Annotated in this window: 19 protein-coding genes; 6 read left to right on the top strand and 13 right to left on the bottom strand. The window is 61.7% G+C overall.

Features of this window, described 5'->3' with window-relative positions; genetic code table 11:
• Nucleotides 1-259: 259 nt before the first annotated feature.
• Nucleotides 260-631, bottom strand: coding sequence for a VOC family protein (locus QMK17_RS20295; RefSeq protein ID WP_283511099.1), 372 nt, complete (start codon nt 629-631; stop codon nt 260-262).
• Nucleotides 632-1,001: 370 nt separating this feature from the next.
• On the opposite strand from QMK17_RS20295, the gene QMK17_RS20290 reads away from it, so the two are divergent.
• Entirely contained in the window at nt 1,002-1,955 is a 954-nt protein-coding gene (locus QMK17_RS20290) for a lipase (RefSeq protein ID WP_283511098.1), read from the top strand.
• Between the two features lie 28 nt (nt 1,956-1,983).
• Here QMK17_RS20290 and QMK17_RS20285 read toward each other — a convergent pair whose 3' ends face one another.
• Both QMK17_RS20285 and QMK17_RS20280 read right to left on the bottom strand, forming a co-directional pair.
• Nucleotides 1,984-2,424: an SRPBCC family protein gene (locus QMK17_RS20285; RefSeq protein ID WP_283511097.1), complete on the bottom strand. Its 441-nt coding sequence runs from the start codon at nt 2,422-2,424 to the stop codon at nt 1,984-1,986.
• Nucleotides 2,417-2,755: an ArsR/SmtB family transcription factor gene (locus tag QMK17_RS20280; protein ID WP_283511096.1), complete on the bottom strand. Its 339-nt coding sequence runs from the start codon at nt 2,753-2,755 to the stop codon at nt 2,417-2,419. The genes QMK17_RS20285 and QMK17_RS20280 overlap by 8 nt, the downstream gene beginning before the upstream one ends.
• Nucleotides 2,756-2,840: 85 nt before the next feature.
• Here QMK17_RS20280 and QMK17_RS20275 point away from each other — a divergent pair, with 85 nt between their 5' ends.
• Entirely contained in the window at nt 2,841-3,569 is a 729-nt protein-coding gene (locus QMK17_RS20275; protein WP_283511095.1) for a hypothetical protein, read from the top strand.
• Nucleotides 3,570-3,672: 103 nt separating this feature from the next.
• Here QMK17_RS20275 and QMK17_RS20270 read toward each other — a convergent pair whose 3' ends face one another.
• The 3 genes from QMK17_RS20270 to QMK17_RS20260 all read right to left on the bottom strand — a co-directional run bounded on the left by QMK17_RS20270 (nt 3,673) and on the right by QMK17_RS20260 (nt 6,500).
• A complete protein-coding gene (locus QMK17_RS20270; RefSeq protein WP_283511094.1) occupies nt 3,673-4,605 on the bottom strand; it encodes a TIGR01777 family oxidoreductase in 933 nt (310 codons plus the stop codon).
• Nucleotides 4,606-4,607: 2 nt separating this feature from the next.
• A complete protein-coding gene (locus tag QMK17_RS20265) occupies nt 4,608-5,276 on the bottom strand; it encodes a TetR/AcrR family transcriptional regulator (RefSeq protein ID WP_283511093.1) in 669 nt (222 codons plus the stop codon).
• Between the two features lie 201 nt (nt 5,277-5,477).
• A complete protein-coding gene (locus QMK17_RS20260) occupies nt 5,478-6,500 on the bottom strand; it encodes a hypothetical protein (RefSeq protein ID WP_283511092.1) in 1,023 nt (340 codons plus the stop codon).
• An 87-nt stretch (nt 6,501-6,587) separates the two neighbouring features.
• Between QMK17_RS20260 and QMK17_RS20255 the strand changes: the two genes are divergently transcribed.
• Both QMK17_RS20255 and QMK17_RS20250 read left to right on the top strand, forming a co-directional pair.
• Nucleotides 6,588-6,989, top strand: a complete 402-nt coding sequence (locus QMK17_RS20255) for a YbaB/EbfC family nucleoid-associated protein (protein WP_283511091.1) — start codon at nt 6,588-6,590, stop codon at nt 6,987-6,989.
• Between the two features lie 81 nt (nt 6,990-7,070).
• The gene (locus QMK17_RS20250) at nt 7,071-8,591 is read left to right on the top strand and encodes an HNH endonuclease (protein ID WP_283511090.1); all 1,521 of its coding nucleotides are present in this window, start codon (nt 7,071-7,073) and stop codon (nt 8,589-8,591) included.
• Nucleotides 8,592-8,721: 130 nt separating this feature from the next.
• Here QMK17_RS20250 and QMK17_RS20245 read toward each other — a convergent pair whose 3' ends face one another.
• Complete coding sequence (locus QMK17_RS20245; protein WP_283511089.1) at nt 8,722-9,702, bottom strand: GlxA family transcriptional regulator; 981 nt, start codon at nt 9,700-9,702, stop codon at nt 8,722-8,724.
• Between the two features lie 52 nt (nt 9,703-9,754).
• On the opposite strand from QMK17_RS20245, the gene QMK17_RS20240 reads away from it, so the two are divergent.
• Nucleotides 9,755-10,150 carry a cupin domain-containing protein gene (locus QMK17_RS20240; protein WP_283511088.1) on the top strand — a complete coding sequence of 132 codons (396 nt, stop codon included), beginning with the start codon at nt 9,755-9,757 and terminating at the stop codon, nt 10,148-10,150.
• Here the strand turns inward: QMK17_RS20240 and QMK17_RS20235 are convergent.
• From QMK17_RS20235 to QMK17_RS20215, 5 genes are all read right to left on the bottom strand, one after another.
• A complete protein-coding gene (locus QMK17_RS20235; RefSeq protein WP_283511087.1) occupies nt 10,147-11,037 on the bottom strand; it encodes an NADP-dependent oxidoreductase in 891 nt (296 codons plus the stop codon). The two genes, QMK17_RS20240 and QMK17_RS20235, sit on opposite strands and share 4 nt — an antisense overlap.
• Nucleotides 11,038-11,098: 61 nt before the next feature.
• Nucleotides 11,099-11,551, bottom strand: coding sequence for a hypothetical protein (locus QMK17_RS20230; RefSeq protein WP_283511104.1), 453 nt, complete (start codon nt 11,549-11,551; stop codon nt 11,099-11,101).
• Nucleotides 11,552-11,582: 31 nt separating this feature from the next.
• Complete coding sequence (locus QMK17_RS20225) at nt 11,583-12,716, bottom strand: DUF6745 domain-containing protein (RefSeq protein WP_283511086.1); 1,134 nt, start codon at nt 12,714-12,716, stop codon at nt 11,583-11,585.
• Between the two features lie 167 nt (nt 12,717-12,883).
• On the bottom strand, nt 12,884-13,834 hold the full coding sequence (locus QMK17_RS20220; RefSeq protein ID WP_283511103.1) for a glycoside hydrolase family 25 protein: 951 nt from the start codon (nt 13,832-13,834) through the stop codon (nt 12,884-12,886).
• A 70-nt stretch (nt 13,835-13,904) separates the two neighbouring features.
• A complete protein-coding gene (locus QMK17_RS20215) occupies nt 13,905-14,183 on the bottom strand; it encodes a YrhK family protein (protein ID WP_283511085.1) in 279 nt (92 codons plus the stop codon).
• Between the two features lie 170 nt (nt 14,184-14,353).
• On the opposite strand from QMK17_RS20215, the gene QMK17_RS20210 reads away from it, so the two are divergent.
• Nucleotides 14,354-14,536: a hypothetical protein gene (locus QMK17_RS20210; protein WP_283511084.1), complete on the top strand. Its 183-nt coding sequence runs from the start codon at nt 14,354-14,356 to the stop codon at nt 14,534-14,536.
• A 76-nt stretch (nt 14,537-14,612) separates the two neighbouring features.
• Here QMK17_RS20210 and QMK17_RS20205 read toward each other — a convergent pair whose 3' ends face one another.
• The gene (locus QMK17_RS20205) at nt 14,613-15,728 is read right to left on the bottom strand and encodes an FAD-dependent oxidoreductase (protein ID WP_283511083.1); all 1,116 of its coding nucleotides are present in this window, start codon (nt 15,726-15,728) and stop codon (nt 14,613-14,615) included.
• Between the last annotated feature and the right edge of the window lie 50 nt (nt 15,729-15,778).

Here is a 15,778-nt window from a genome sequence, read left to right as displayed (position 1 = left end):
TTTGCGCACGATGTCTTCAGCAGAGTTGCGCTTTCGTCCAGCCATGTTTCTCCGTCGTCCTATCCGCCCAGTTCACGGGCAACAAGACTCTAAAACAAAATGGCCCCGTTCACCGGGGACACGCCAGTAGACCGACTATGCGTTTGGAGTTTCTCGAGCTCGTCTTACAACGCCGCCGATCGCTCACAACGAAAGCTTCGGTCGTTAGGAAGTGATCGGTGTGCAACCGCACGTACCTTCGCCTCGTCGTCGATCACACCTACGCGGGTTGGGTCACAATGCAGAACGGGTGCCCCGCGAGATCGACGAAGACCCGAAACCGGCCCTCGCCAGGTTGGAACTCGGCACGCACGGCGCCGAGTTCGAGCAGACGTTGCTCGCCCTCATCGAGATCGTCGACAATGAAATCAAGGTGCAGCCGACTGGCGGCATCTTCACTCGGCCACGGAAGCGGCTTCGGGTTGTCGACTCGTTGAAAGTCCAAACGGCCGCCGTGCCCACTGGTGAGCACCACGAAGTCGGGATTCGTCGAACGCAGATCTCCGCCGAGCAACCCTTGGTAGAACTCGGCGAGCAGCCTGGGCTCGGGGCAATCGATGGTCACGGCCAACAGCCGACCGAAGTCAGTCATCGAAGACTCCTGTTCTGTGCAATGTCGAGAGACGTTGATGGATAACACTATCCAACCCAGGCAGGAGAAGCACTCACCACACAGTCAGACCCCTGTTCGTGCAGGTGCGGCCGGTCAGAACGACCGCTCGCACCAGATTCTGCAGGGCTAGGGGCCACTGCGCGGGGAGCTGAAGGAATATCCCGGTTGCCGAGCTGGAATCGCAAGGCCACTAGGTTCGACGCTCGTGTTTTGTACTGACCTCCGGCTCACGATTGGACTTTCTCCCACAGATGGAGACATCTGTGGGAGTCCTCCCAACGATCATCAGTTTCAACACCTACGTGCGCACTGCGGAACAGACTGGCGGAACCGACCACGTCAGGAAATTATGCAGATCCGAACACTGGCGCTCGCTGCGGCGGCGCTGTTCGCCCTCACCATAAATTCAGCAATCGCGTCCGCCGACGCTGCCGGGCCGGCGTTGACCGTCGAAGTCGATCAGCTCGACTCAGCGCTCACCTGCACCACCGACCTTCATGGCGTGGATCGAGATCCGGTGCTGCTGACGCCCGCGTTCGCGACCGATCAGCAGTCGTTCGGTTGGAACTACCTGCAATCACTTCCGGCTCTTGGCATTCCGGTGTGCAGCCTGTCCCTTCCCAATGACGGGTACTCCGACCTCCAAGTCTCGGCCGAGTATGTGGTCCATGCCGTGCGGAAGATGGCTGCCGAGAGTAACCGAAAAGTAGTGATGATGGGCCACCAGCACGGACCGCTGAACGAGCTGTGGGCACTCGAGTTCTGGCCCGATCTACCGTCACTGGTATCGGACTTCATTTCACTGGCAACGCCGTACAACGGCACCGACTCAGCACGCAACGGTTGCGACAAGGCCAAGAAGTTTCCGCCTGCCAACTGGCAGATTGCAAGCGGATCCAACTACCTGAACGCTCTTCAAGCGCGACCGCTGCCCGACGGCCCCAGCTATACCTCGATCTACACCAAATTCGACGAGCTGATCTACCCGCAACCACATGCAAGTACGCTCACCGGCGCAACAAACATTGCGGTACAAGATATTTGCCCGCTTCGACCCGTCGAGCACTTCACGATTCTCGGGGACAACGTGGCCTACAACATTGTGCTCGACGCTCTAGAGAACGACGGGCCTGCCGTCCGATCCAGAATCTCGAAAGACCTGTGCCTCACCACGCTCATGCCGGAACTAGTTCTTTCGGCGGACAGCGCGTCGTCCAACTTCGAGTACTTCACGGGCGTGCCCCGACATTTCCTCGAGGATTCGGTCGCTGCCGAGCCCGAGTTGGCGTCGTACGCGAAGTAGTTCGGCATGTAGCAGATCTGTGCATGCCCTAGGCCGCGAGAAGCGCATCCAGCGCCATGAGAGCAACGCCCCAACCATCCGCCGTACCTGCGTACTGCTCAGGCGTGAGATGTCCACCGGTCTGACTGAACTGCATTTCGGTGCCGCCGTCCACCGCGGTCAAGATCACGGTGAGGACCTCGCGTTCGTCGCCGGGTTCGTCGGTCAATGTCATGACGAGCTTGTTCGGTCGATCGACTTCGAGGTACTCGCCGCGAAAGTGGAATTCGGGCATGCCGTTTCCGACGATCAGTGTGGCCTTCCAGGTACCGCCGGGGCGAACGTCCATCGAGACGGAGTCGAGGGGAACTATCACTTCGCTGCCGCCCCACCAGGTGGCGAACGATGCAGGGGTCACCCAGGCGTCGAAGACGGCCGTCGGCGGTGCCGCGAACGTGCGTGTGAGGTAGGCGCCGATTGGTTCAGTCATGGGTGTTGCCCTTCTGTTCTTGTGCGAGGTGTTGTTGCAAAGCGTCGAAACTGTGGTCCCAGAACCTGCGGTAACCGTCGATCCAGTCGGCAGCAGGTTCCAGAGGCGTGGCATTCAACCGTGCAGGGCGCCATTGTGCGTCGCGGCCGCGGGAAATAAGTCCAGCGTGCTCGAGCACCCGAAGGTGCTTCGAAATGGCGGGCAGGCTCATCGCGAACGGTGCTGCGATGTCGTTCACCGTCGCCTCCCCGCGCGAGAGCTTGGAGAGAATCGCACGACGGGTTGGATCAGCGAGTGCCGAGAAGGTCCTGCTCAGTTGGTCGGTCGCCATGAAGCTATAGTAAACCGATGGGTTAATTAAGCGCAAGGTTAAATTCTTGTTGGACTACCCGCGGACGTCGCGGCACCATAGGGCTATGGATTCAACGGTCTCCGTTCTCGCCTCGCGACCCGACCTTGCCGATGCTATTGCTGCGATGCCGAACTCATGGCCGACGTTCATGACGAAAGACCCCATCGCGACGCTGTTCTACAACCCGATCACTATCAAGCTGTTCGCCGACTACGTGCTCGCGTGCCAAGACCGCTCCGGTGCCGTGGTCGCCGTCGCCTATTCAATTCCGCTGTATCTCCCCGAGGGTGAACCACTTCCCACCGACGGTTGGGACGGCGCAATACGACGCAGCCTTATCGGCGGGAGTACACCCAACTCTGTCTGCGCTCTTGAAATTTCGGTCGCTCCCGGACAGCAGAGTCGCGGACTATCGTCGAAAATGCTCGCGGAACTCGGCAGGAACGCCCGACGCCTCGGCTACGGCGAGCTTGTCGCGCCGCTCAGACCGAACGGCAAGAACGACATTTACGAGACGATGGAGACCTATGCCCATCGAACTCGCCCTGATGGGTTGCCTGTTGATCCGTGGCTTCGAGTACATGTCCGTGCCGGAGGAGTAATCGACAGCGTCGCCGTACGATCGATGGTCATCCCAGGAACTCTCGACGAATGGCGAGAGTGGACCGGCCTCTCCTTCGACCGGGCAGGTCCTGTCGAAGTTCCAGGCGCACTGACGCCTGTCTTGTGCGACCTGAAACACGGCACTGCGGTCTACACCGAGCCGAATGTATGGGTGCGACACAATATCTGAGGTGAGCTTGGTTCTTCTTCACCGGCGTACGTGGCAGGCGGATGGAGATCGGAGTAGTGCACGTCCGGGATTGCGACGAACTTGGGATCCACGCCAAATAGGCTCACCCAAGCGCAACCGGCAAAAGACCACGCGGAGTCTGCCGAGCGATCTCGGCGAGGGCGTCTGCCAACAAGGGATACTCGAACCCAAAGCCTGTATCCGTCAACACACCAGGATGCACCCAGCGGCTCTTCAGGACCAGTTCGGCTTCCGTGCGAATCATTCTCGCACCGAACTGGAGCAGCCATGCGGGCGTTGAGAGTCCGCGGCTACGCCCCATTGCCGCACGCACCTGCTTCATCATCTCGTTGTTGGTCACCGGGAATGGCGTTGCGACGTTGACCGGCCCCGAAACATCATCGCGCACAAACAAGTGGTCGATCACCCGCGCGACATCGGCCACGTGGACCCAGCTGAACATCTGACGACCGTCTCCCATACGCCCGCCCAGCCCCAGCCTGGCCAGGTCGATCATCGGATTGATGGCCCCTCCGCCTGCACCCAATACGATCGAAAGGCGAAGCGCCACCTTACGTACCGCCACGTCGGCGTCGAACACCTCACGTTCCCAGGATCGGGCAACCTCGACCGAGAAGCCCGTTCCTATCTCGCCTGTCCGCTCGTCCATCGGCCGGTCACGCGAATCGCGATAGATGGTTCCGGTGCTGGCATTGACCCACAGTTCGGGAGGGTGCGCCGCATCCGCCAATGCGCGGCCAAGTGCTGCAGTGCTCTGCACGCGAGAGGACAGGATGTCGTCGGCGTTCTTCTTGCCGTAGCGACAGCTCACCGAACGGCCGGCGAGATTGATCACCAGGTCAGTGCCGTCGAGTACGCCCACCAACCCGACATGATCGGACCATGCCGCGTCGCTGGATGTACCGCGGCCAATGGTGCGTACATGAACCCCGCGCTCCTCGTAGGCTCGGCGCAGGAACTGACCGATGTAGCCGCTCGCCCCGCAGATCACGACTGTCGACGGTGAATTGTTCATCTTCACAACCCTTCTCGTGATGTCATCCGCGTCAGAAGACCGGCCACATCAGTGACCAATCCGCGCGCCACCGGGAGCCGGGCAAGTTTCACCGACTTGGCGACGATCGGCACCAGGCCGTCGACCAACGTCCGGGTACGCGCCTGGTCGTCCGAGGAATCGCTCACCCAATGCAGGGTGACACCCAGGTAGGTCATCCACAGCAGCGTCGGGAGGCTGTCGCTCAGCGATGCCGGAATCTTTTGTTTCGACGCGATCAGGGTCAACCGCATCAGATCGACGGCCATGGACCTGGCGTCGGACGATTCTTCGGAGAACGGACTGGAACTCGACTTCGCAGGCAGAGCCAACTGAATGAACGACCCGCCGAATGCGTGGTACGGCGCCATGACGTCGAGCCCTGAATGAAGAACAGCGCCAAGATTATCGGCCAACGAGCCACCCTCGACCAGAACGGTGAGGGCGCGGGCGCGGTGCTCGCGCTGAATCCTCACATACAACTCGTGGACGAGTTCGTCTTTGCCCGCGAAGTAGTAATACGCGTTGCCCAGGGAGACACCGGCTTCGTCGGCGATCCGGCGCATGGTTGTGGCCTGGAATCCTTCGTCACGAAACAGCCGCAAGGCGACCTCGACGACCTTGTCGCGTGTCTCCGTCGTACGCACCACCATGAATCGACACCCCCCTTTTTTGAACGTGTTCAAACACCGTACGTCAGAATTTGAACATGTTCAAGATGGTCGGTTAACTGTAGCTTCCCGACGCAGACCTCCACTCGCGCGAGGGCTTCACGCACGGCTCCGGCGGAGGTCCCCAGGACCCTGTAATTCTCCCGTCGGCGCGCGAAGGTAAAAAACCGCCCCCCGGAGCGTTCAGTCGTCCCGCAATAGAATCTCCAGGACGTCCGCCGGCACCTGACGGTCGGCACCGAATCCCGATACCCGAGTGCACCCGTCCAATTCGAGGTGTACCCGCGCGCCCCCCGAGCCATCCGGCCGAAGGAGAGTCATCGACGCGATTCGTGTCGCCTGCTGCGAGCAGGCCCGCGCAATCGGGGCATTCACGAGCTTGTCGATCAACTCTGCGCTCCCCGGTCGACTCACCGCGAGCAACGATCCCGGCACGAGGTCGTTCGGTTGTCCCGCTTCGGCTTCGGCCGCGTGGTAACGGCAGATCTGCAGCAGTGCTACATCGCTGATCGGCATCACCAACGTCGGCGGGAGCACCTGGCCCGTTTCACTCTCCCACCGAGCACTCGCCGCGACATCGTCGACCGTCGTTGTCTCGAAGTACGCCTCGCCGCTGGTACCTGCGCATGAGCGATTGCCGTCGACGACGCCTGTGGGGTGGGCCGAGCGGGAGACCTCGTCCAGCGACTGGAGAGCCCGCAACGGTTGTTCCTGGAGGCCACACGGGCCGGACGGCCACACCGGCCGGAATGCCCGGCCTTCGGCGTCAACCAACCACAGTCCAGCAGGGACCTCAGGTGCGTATACACAGCTAGCCGAAATGTTGTCGGCATAGCGCACCGACTTCGCCGAGAATGCCTCGTCCACTGCGTCGATATCACCCTGCAGTACAACCGAGTCGACGGACATCAACCCTTGATCGCTCACTCCGTTCTCACATCGCACAACTTCGACCGGATCGAACCCGACAGGTGGGTATCCGGGATCGGGCGCCGGCGATGCGATGGCGGGATCCCACGGTCCCATTCCTGTCAGCGCGGTGAAGATGTCCTCGGCCATGCACTCGGGCGCCGCCACCACATCAGCGCTGGGCGGCGTGAAAGACACCGTGTCGATCCCGACCACCTGCAGGCCGTAGGAGCACGAACTCGTGATCAACAGGCACGCACCCACCAGAGCGAGGGTGAGTGGGGCCGTCGGGCGCATGCGTCGAGGCTATCTCGCATTAGCGCGCACCCCGCTGCTGCTAATCTGACCGAGCGTCGGGGAGGGCGCACGCGGGAAGGGGGATATGTGTCGAACGATCCCGAGGATTTCACTCCGCTGACCGCCAAGGCAGCGCGGGTGCAGAAGGCGCTGAGTTCGGTGCGCGGACGTGCGACTGCCCGCAACGGTGAAGTTACGATGGAGGTGTCGGTCGACGGCCGAATCACCAATCTGTCCATGACGCAGTGGTTCTCGCAACTCCACCCCGACGTCGCCGCGCAGCTTCTCGCCCATACCCACTCTGCCGCCCTCGACGACGCCCAGATGGCCGCCGCCGACATTCGTCGGGAATTGACCGACGACTACCGTGTTGTGCGTCTGATCGACAAGATCACGTCAGCATCGCCACCACCACCACCAACGCCTCCCCCGGTGCACCGGAATGACGACGACTACCAACAGGGATCGTCGATCTACGACCGCTGGTGATGTGTCTCCACCCGATGCCCGAGATGCGGCTGACCCTCCATCCTGAAGTTCTTGTCGGAGGGTCGTTGTACTTTTCTCGGTATGCAGAAGTTGGGCGACGACCGCAGCGCCGACGCGCTCTCCGATCAGGAGATCGTATCCGGCATCACCGAACTCACCCACGCTGAAAATAGCTTGGCAGCAAAGAAATACGCGCTGCTGGCCCAGTTCTCACGCCGAGGCATCAACGTCGGACTCAAATATTCGACCCCGGGACGCTGGCTCGCGGCGGGCACCCGCGTCACCCACGGAAACGGCGACCGACAATTCGACGTCGCGAATTGGGCCAGTCAGTGGCCTGCCGTCACCAACGCGCTCGCCGACGGTGATATTCACCTCGCGCATGTCAACGCAATCTACGACGGCTTCAACCATGTCCGGACCTGCGATCCGACATCGACCGCCGAGGCGCTCGCCGCCGTCGTTACAGAACTGCTCAGCATTGCCTTCGACAGCACCGCCGGCAAGGTCATGACTCGCTCCCATGAAGTCGGGCTTGCCGCAGGCCGGGATGCCCGTGAACGGTACGAGCAGACTCAGCGCGAACAGCAACGGCGAGAAGAAGAACGGCGCGACGCCTACCCCGATCACGACGGCCCCGATCGCAACGACACGGACGACCACCACACTGACGACGACGGTCCGAATCCCGAGGATGACGGACCCCAACCTGGGCCGGTCGGTCCACCCCCTCCGCCGGTGTCGGAGAATCCCGCCCTGAACAAGCTCGACATGTATTTGCAAGCCAACGGCCGCACTGTCCTCAAGGGGGACCTCGACAAAGTCCTCGCGGAAAAGCTCAGGGCTGTGCTCTCGCCACTATCGAAACCGCAACCTGCACCCGACGGCACCCGCGACCCCAGAAACTCGTCGCAAAGAAATGCCGACGCCCTTTCCCGACACCTCGATCACGATCCGTGCACCGGAACACGCCAGAGCGGGCCCGCTCGACCACACGTCAACGTCGTCGTGAACCTAGGGGACCTCATGAAACCGGGCCGCCATGAAGATGCTGAATCGACGGTTTCCAAGACTGCTTCCAGCACGACGGGCCCCGACGACGGCGACAGCGACAGCGGCGAGGGCACCGCCGACATAAAACGCACAGCGCCGTCGATGGGCGATCTGGACTGGCCTTTCAACCTCGAATGGACCGGGCCGATCAGCCACAGCCTCGCCCAGCTTCTCAGCTGCGACGCGCACCTCACGCCCATCATCGTCGACGACGCCGGCGTTCCATTAGCGATGGGCCGCACCGTTCGCCTCGCAACACCCGAACAACGCAACGCGGTCATCGTCCGCGACCGCTGCTGCGTCATGTGCGGACGCCCCGCCCGGTGGTGCCAAGTCCACCACCTGACGTACTGGCAGAACGGCGGCGCAACCGACCTGACCAACCTGGCGCTGGTCTGCGGTGACTGCCATCGTCGAGTTCATCAGGAGGGCTGGGCACTCGCAATGGGGAAAGACGGACACCCCTTCGTCATCCCGCCCGCAACAAACGAAAACCCGGAGCGCAAGCCAAGACCCAGCTATCACCGAAGACGAGAACCTGCCGCCTAGAACGCGACGCAGCCGCCGGAAGGAGGATAGAAAACCCGATGTGCGGGCCACTCACCGGACTACAACGAACAGACTCTTGCTCAGGGTTATCCGACCGGGCGGCATCTTCGTGCGGGCGGTTCGAGATCGGTCAGATCGCGCTGAACCGCTGCCGATATGCCGAGGGTGTGAGACCAGTTTCTCGGCGCATCAGAGTCCGGAGAGTGGTGGTCGTTCCCACACCTGAGGCTGCAGCCACCGCATTCAGATCCAAATCGCCCCGCTCGATCAGCCGACACGCCAACCGAACACGCTCACGATTGAGCCATGCATACGGAGTGGTGTTGAGCTGCGCCACGAAACGACGATGCAAGGTCGCGACACTGATATGTGCACGCCGAGCGAGATCTGCAACCGTGATCGGTTCACTCAAATGCGCCAGAGCCCACAGCGTAATCACCGCCATGGAATCCTCGGCCACCGAGGGAACTGGCTGTTCGATGAACTGTTTCTGCCCGCCGTCTCTGTTGGCGTTGAAAACGAGGCGACGGCTGACCGAGTTCGCGACCTCAGCACCATGATCCAATCGCACGACGTGCAAACCGAGATCCAAAGCTGCGGCGCTCCCCGCTGCAGTGAGGATGTCACCATCGTCGACGAACAGGACAGCTTCCTCGAACGTCACCGCAGGAAACCGCTGACGAAAAGAATCCGCCCATTGCCAATGGGCAGTCACTCGTCGACCATCGAGGACTCCCGCCTCGGCGAGAGTGAACGCGCCACTGCAGAACCCGATGAGACGAGCACCGCGGTCGTGTGCTCGCCGGATGGCGTCCAGCACTTCACGGCGCCGCGGAACATCAACATTGGGACGGTTCGGAACGATCAACGTATCCGCGCCGTCTGCAGCGCTCAGATCCGCAACAGCGGTCAACGAAAAGAATCCATCGCGCATTCGGATGACCGATTCCGGAGCGCACAACTGAAAGTCGTAGAGCATTCCGCCCAACTCCGGCCGATCCAGCCCGAACACTTCGGTTGCACAGCCCATTTCGAACGGATTCGAGTTCTCGTCGACGATGACAACAACGCGGTGTGCCGGCCTCCGGGGTTGCGAGTTTTCTTTCGGCATGTGCAATTCATAGCACTCACGTCCGGTAACTATCTACATGCATTATCAACGAATGACAACGGAACCAGTGAATCTTCGACTCGCTTTAGACTCGTTCACGGACGAGTGGGACCCCAGGATCGTCACTTGCATCAACGACTACGACGTGCGGATAGTCAAGATTCGAGGCGAATTCGTGTGGCACCGGCATCTCGAAACCGACGAGTTCTTCCACGTTCTCGACGGAGAAATCGACATCGCACTGCGCGAACCAGATGGCCAGGAACGCACCGTGCATCTCGACCAGGGATCGGTGTTCACCGTCCCCAGAGGCACAGAACACAAACCAGCATCCGAACACGGAGCCAGCGTGCTGCTTCTCGAACCGTCGAGCACGATGAATACCGGCGATCGGGAAGGTGAGCTTCCGGAACATATCCGATCCACAACCGGCCGAAACTTGGCCTAGCCGGTCACCAGCACGATCTTTCCGCGTACACCACCGCGCTCGCCGAGGCGATGAGCCGCCGCGACATCGGCGAGAGCGAAACTCTGCACAGCGGGAACCTGGAAGCCGCCGGTCTCGATGAGCGCGCCGATCTCGTCCAGCACATGCAGCGCACGCCCAGAATCGCCCCGACTGAACCGCACCCCACATTGCTGAGCACCCGCGAAGTCTGCGATGGTCACGACGTGGTCTGCGCTGCCCGTGAGTTCGATGAGCTCGGGCAGGACGCCGCCGCCTGCGACGTCGAGGGCCCGGTCAACAGGCCCCAGCGCGCGAACCCGGTCCACAAGCCTTTCGCCGTACACCACCGGTTCGGCGCCCAGCGAGCGAAGGTACTCGTGATTGGCCGGGCTGGCAGTGCCGATCACCCTCGAACCTCTCGCCACCGCGAGCTGAACTACTGCGCTTCCCACGCTCCCCGATGCACCATTGACCAATAATGTTGCAGCAAAACCTAATTGGTCGAGCGCCCGTGTCGCTGTCTCCAACGCCACAGGCAGCGCTGCGGCATCGGAGAAACCGAGCGACTTCGGAACCGGCGCGAAGTGCGTGAGCACCGCCAACTCTGCCTGAGCAATGCCGTCGTCGGAGAACCCGAACACCCGATCGCCGACGGCTACCCCCGTGACTCCGTCGCCGATCTCGTCGACGATGCCCGCCGCCTCGTACCCCAGAGTCTGCGGGAGCTCCTCGTCCATCAGTCCCTGCCGCTTCTTCCAATCGCTCGTGTTGACACCTGCTGCGCGCACTGCGATACGGACCTGGCCTTGACCTGCATGAGGATCGATGAGGTCAACGAGCTCGAGGACTTCGGGACCGCCGAAACGGCTGAAACGCACTGCCTTCATCCTGTCAGTCTGCCAGCCTCGACCAAAGACAAACCACCTTGCACCGAAATCTCCGACGCTCTCAGTCGGCCACCAGATGCACCTGAGAGTAGAGCCCGCCGCTCTCTCGTTGACGGCCGATTACATAGCGGCCCGGCGCAATTCCGGTGGCGCCATGCTCGGGATGAATGAGGTATGCGACCACCCGAGTATCGAGGATTCCGAGAGCCAGGCGGCGACTGTCCCGGACGCCGGTGATCCACGTGCACTCGCCATCGTCGGCGACCAGACTGTGCGGATTACCGCCCGCCGCGCTGCGCAGCAGTTCGATCCCCGATCGTGGGACGCTGAACGACGAGGACCATCGTTCGATCTTCACGACATCGACGAGCACTTCGTGCGGCACGACGATGAGGTCTCCCTGCGCTTGCGGCCCGTCGACGACGGGTACGGACACCTGCTGGTCGAGATGATCGAGTACGTCGAGACCGCTGAGCGCGGTGAGATCCGAGAGTGTCATATTCATGGTGTTCATGCTCACTGTTTTCACCTTGGGTAGTAGTGGTTCAGGTGCGCCGGACGAGCCGCGCATAGTCAGCACCGCTGATGCCATAGGTCCAGCCTCCGGCATCGAGGGCCGACGGAATCCAACCGGGGACGTGTAGGCCGTAGCGTCGGCGATGGCCGTCCCGTTCGAGAGAACCGTTGACGACGAGGAGAATCCGACCGGAGAGCCCCCATCCGTCCGGCATCGCGAACAGCTGCAAAGTACAACCGGGGTTGCCGGGGTCATCGGCGCAGTCGATCAGATCGAGTCCCGCCTCATCGATATAGGCAGACCATCCGATACGTTCGATGGCACTTCGTCGGACCTCGAGTTTGCGTTCCCTTGCGATACGTTCGACGGTCGGATCCAGCACGACCCAGTCTGGAACAATCGTTCCGTTTATCACGTAAGCCGCACTACCATCGGAGAATTCGATCGCGGGCCCACTCGGTCGATGCAACCTACGCTCGTTGTGCACTCCCCCGGGCGTGCGTTCGGTGTACAGAGAACAGGGACGCTCCGCCATGACGCAGACATCATCGAAGGCCCACCACCATCCGGTCGAGCGTGCCAGAGCGGTGACTACGTCCAGCATGTCGTGATCGCCGGACCGGTACCGGGCAAGACCGGTGCGACGATAAGCGTCGTAGAACGCCAACCTGTGCGACTCCTGCTGGCCGTACCACGTGACACCGCCGAGGAACGGGGGGAGCAACGTCCGGATAGCGGTCGCCACGCCGTCGAATAGACTGGTGCGCAGGGAGTCCCAAATGGCCGATCTCAGTATCAGATCCGGCCTGACACCTTTGTCCAACGCATCCTGCGACGGCAGTTTCCTCGCCGAGGCAATTGCTGCACGCTCGTCGAGCAACGGTCTTCGACTGTCGATCCGTTTGTCCATCCGCTCACGCGACGCAGTAATCAGCGAAGCGATGCGTGCAGGCGCACGATGGATACCCTCACCGCCCAGGTCGAGGGGCCCGGCCAAACCTTCGGAAGCGATCAGTTGCGCGGCCGCAGGCGGGGACGGCACCCACACGAAGTTGGGTTCGGGACAACCGGACCATCGATACAGTTGCGCAACAGCGGATTCTGCCGTCGATCGATCGGAAGGATTGGTGCAGAGACCGATGGCGAGCCATGCGTCGCGCATGGTGTCGATCGTGTCCAGCGAAGAATTGACGCCTCGACAAGAATTTTCCGAGGCATGCGATACGGGGCTCACGCGAGAGTGGCGGAGTCCGCCTTTCCTGTAGTCATAGTTCCGAGGATGGCACGACATCGCTCCGAACGCAAGGCCAGCGGCCGTTCGAACCTTTGTTACTCCCGTATTCGCCGGAGGAGTTCGAGGATCTCGTCGTTCTGCTTCTTGATGTGCGCGAGCGCGTCGACGAGAGTCCTTCTCGGAGCAGCACTGTCCGCGCCGTCGCCGAGCTGTTCCCAGCCCTCGAAATTGGGCCCACCCGCGAGTTGGGTCAGGATCACCGCGACCGCCTCGGTGAGGAATCTGTCACGGGACGGGTCGGTTTCGACGGCACGCCCGAGGATCTCGAATCCCCGTCCGTCGGATCCGAGCAATTGCGCTGCGATTGCAGCAGATTCGTCAGTCATCTCACCCTCCTCATGGGATACTTCGAACAACGAGTCGAGCTGAGACTCGTTGCCGCGGAATGCATTGGCGTCGATGGATTGACCGGCCACCACGGCTGATTCCGAAAACTGCAGTAGTCGAACAGGTTTTCCACCCATGTCCGCCCAACCGCCGCGATCGGCGCCACGGGAAGGCGCCCAGTCGTCACCGGGGTAGAGCCGAGACGCGTAATCCCGACCACCGACGTAGTCGCTGTTCCACACGCCGACAGGTAACCGATCGAGGGCGCCGCCGGCCATGCGGGTTTCCCAGAACCATCGCGGAATGTAGACCGGAAGGAAGTGCTCGAACCCGACGGCCCGATAGGCATCGATCCGGCTCAGAAGATCGTCGACCGAGCCACCATTGGTCGTGTCCTCGTAGTCGATCTGCAACGGAAAGTCGATGCCGCCTGCATGCTCACGGAGCAACTGTGCCTCGCGCGCCGGATCGACGTCGGTACGGCAGAACACGTAGCCGCCCCAACGCTTCGGAAAATACTGTGCCATCTCGACCCGCGCCCACGGCCAGTACGGATCGCGGTATCCGTCGCCCTCCGAGATCTTGTGGACCGCGAACGCGAATCCCTCTCGCCGCGCAGCGGCGAAGTCGAAGTTGCCCTGATGGTTGCTGACGTCGATGCCGAACAGAGTAATTTTGCGCCTCCGAACAAGAGTTCAAGGGGTGTCGTCGTATACCGGCTGCACGATCTCAGAATTCGTATCCGGAATCGCCGGAACTGCCCGAGGACCTGATTCTTTTGATGTGCAACCGTCGCGACAATCTGATCACCGGACGTATCAGCAGCTCGACACTCCCTGCGAGAAACAGCCACGTGCCGGCGGTGGCCGTCGATTCGTCGAAGAACAAGACGCTGCCGATGATGAACCATACGGCGATCAAGATGTCGTTGACGATGCTGACCACCTCCCAGCGCTGCCTGATCACCAGTTCTTCGCGGCCTATCGTCACTGTCAACGGACTGTTCACAGGCTGATCCTTGCTCCTTCGTCGCACATCTCGATCATTGCTGTTGGTTATCCCGGAGGCGAGATCCGTACACCTACGATTCGACGCCGAGATCGGACATAAACAATTCCGTGATGGGTAACCGAGCAGTCGAACGGGATGATTCATCGCCATCGAGGAGGAGCCGGGCCATGACAGACAAGATCGAACGCGCCGACGAGGCAATCAAGGACGCCAAGAAGTACGTCGACGACGCGGCGTCCAGCACCGGCATATCGCGGAGCGAGCTCGACGGCGACGCATCGGAGTCAGCGTCCGAACAGGTGAACAACGCCGACGAGACCGACAAGACGAAGGACGAGAGCGGCTCTTGACGAGCCGTTCTTTACCGGGTCGCCCGAATGTGACCGTTGGCTTCGGCTCCCGGCACCACGGCCGTCGAAATAGACCCTAGCCCGCGCCTGAGATGAGCTTGATCAATCCGAAGGGTGCGGTGTCGCCGACGACAAGGTCCAACGTCTCGTGCGCCTCGAAGGCGGCGGCGGCGCTGCGCGGGAACAACTCCGTTTCGTAAGCAACCAACGCCGCTTCGACATCGCCCGAGTTCTCAGCGATCGCTTTACCGAGCTTGGAACCGTCGAACATCGCCAGGTTCGCGCCGTCGCCGGACGGTGGCATCAGATGCGCCGCGTCACCGAGCAGCGTCACCCCCGGCACACGTTCCCACCGATGTTCGTTCGGCAGCGTGTAAATCATCCGCGTGGCCGGCGGCGTGTCACCCTCGGTGATCAACGCGGTCAGTTCGGGGGCCCAGCCGTCGAATTGAGCTGCGTTCCGGCCCCTTGCGGCATCGTCGGCGAAATCGATGTCGTTGATCCATTTCTCGGACCGCTTCAGCTGAACATAGGTGTGCAGAATGTCGCCTGCCTCGCGGTGAACCGAGATCCCTTTGCCGGGGCTGAGCGCGAACATCGCACCGCTTCCCACGGCTTTGGATGCGGCAGTATGCCGTTGGTCGACGTCGGTCAGGTAGGTCTCGACGAAGGTGACGCCGGAATATTTAGGTACAGCGCTCGAGAGCAGCGGCCGCACACGTGACCACGCACCGTCGGCTCCCACGAGAAGGGCGCTGACAACCGTCGACCCATCCGTGAATGCCAACTCGTGGGTGCCGTCGCCGAGGGGTGTGACGCCTGCAAGTTTCTTTCCCCACTGGACTGTGCCCTCGGGCAAGGACTCGATGAGGATTCGCCGAAGGTCGCCGCGCAGAACCTCCGGGCGAGTTCCGGTGCCCTCGTCCTCGTACAGCACCGCGCCCTCGGTGTCGACCACACGCGTGGCCTCGCCGCCCTCGTGAATGATCGCGCGGAATTCCGCGGTGAGGCCGGCCTCGGCGAGCGCGGCCTGCCCGTCGTCCACGTGAATGTCGAGCTGCCCGCCCTGGGTACGCGCCTGCGCCGAGTCGTCGGACTCATAGATGACCACAGAGAACCCGTTGATGTGGAGCACGCGAGCGAGGACAAGTCCGCCGAGCCCTGCGCCGACAATCGTCACTTCTGTATTCATGATGACTCCCAGCCTGGAACGTTGTTCCATGAATCTTGGAACAACGTTCC

It is taken from the genome of Rhodococcus sp. G-MC3 (assembly GCF_030063335.1).
In the GTDB taxonomy this organism is placed as follows: Bacteria; Actinomycetota; Actinomycetes; order Mycobacteriales; family Mycobacteriaceae; genus Rhodococcoides.
Note: the sequence above shows the minus strand (reverse complement) of the source record. Positions and strands in the feature narration are given on the sequence as shown.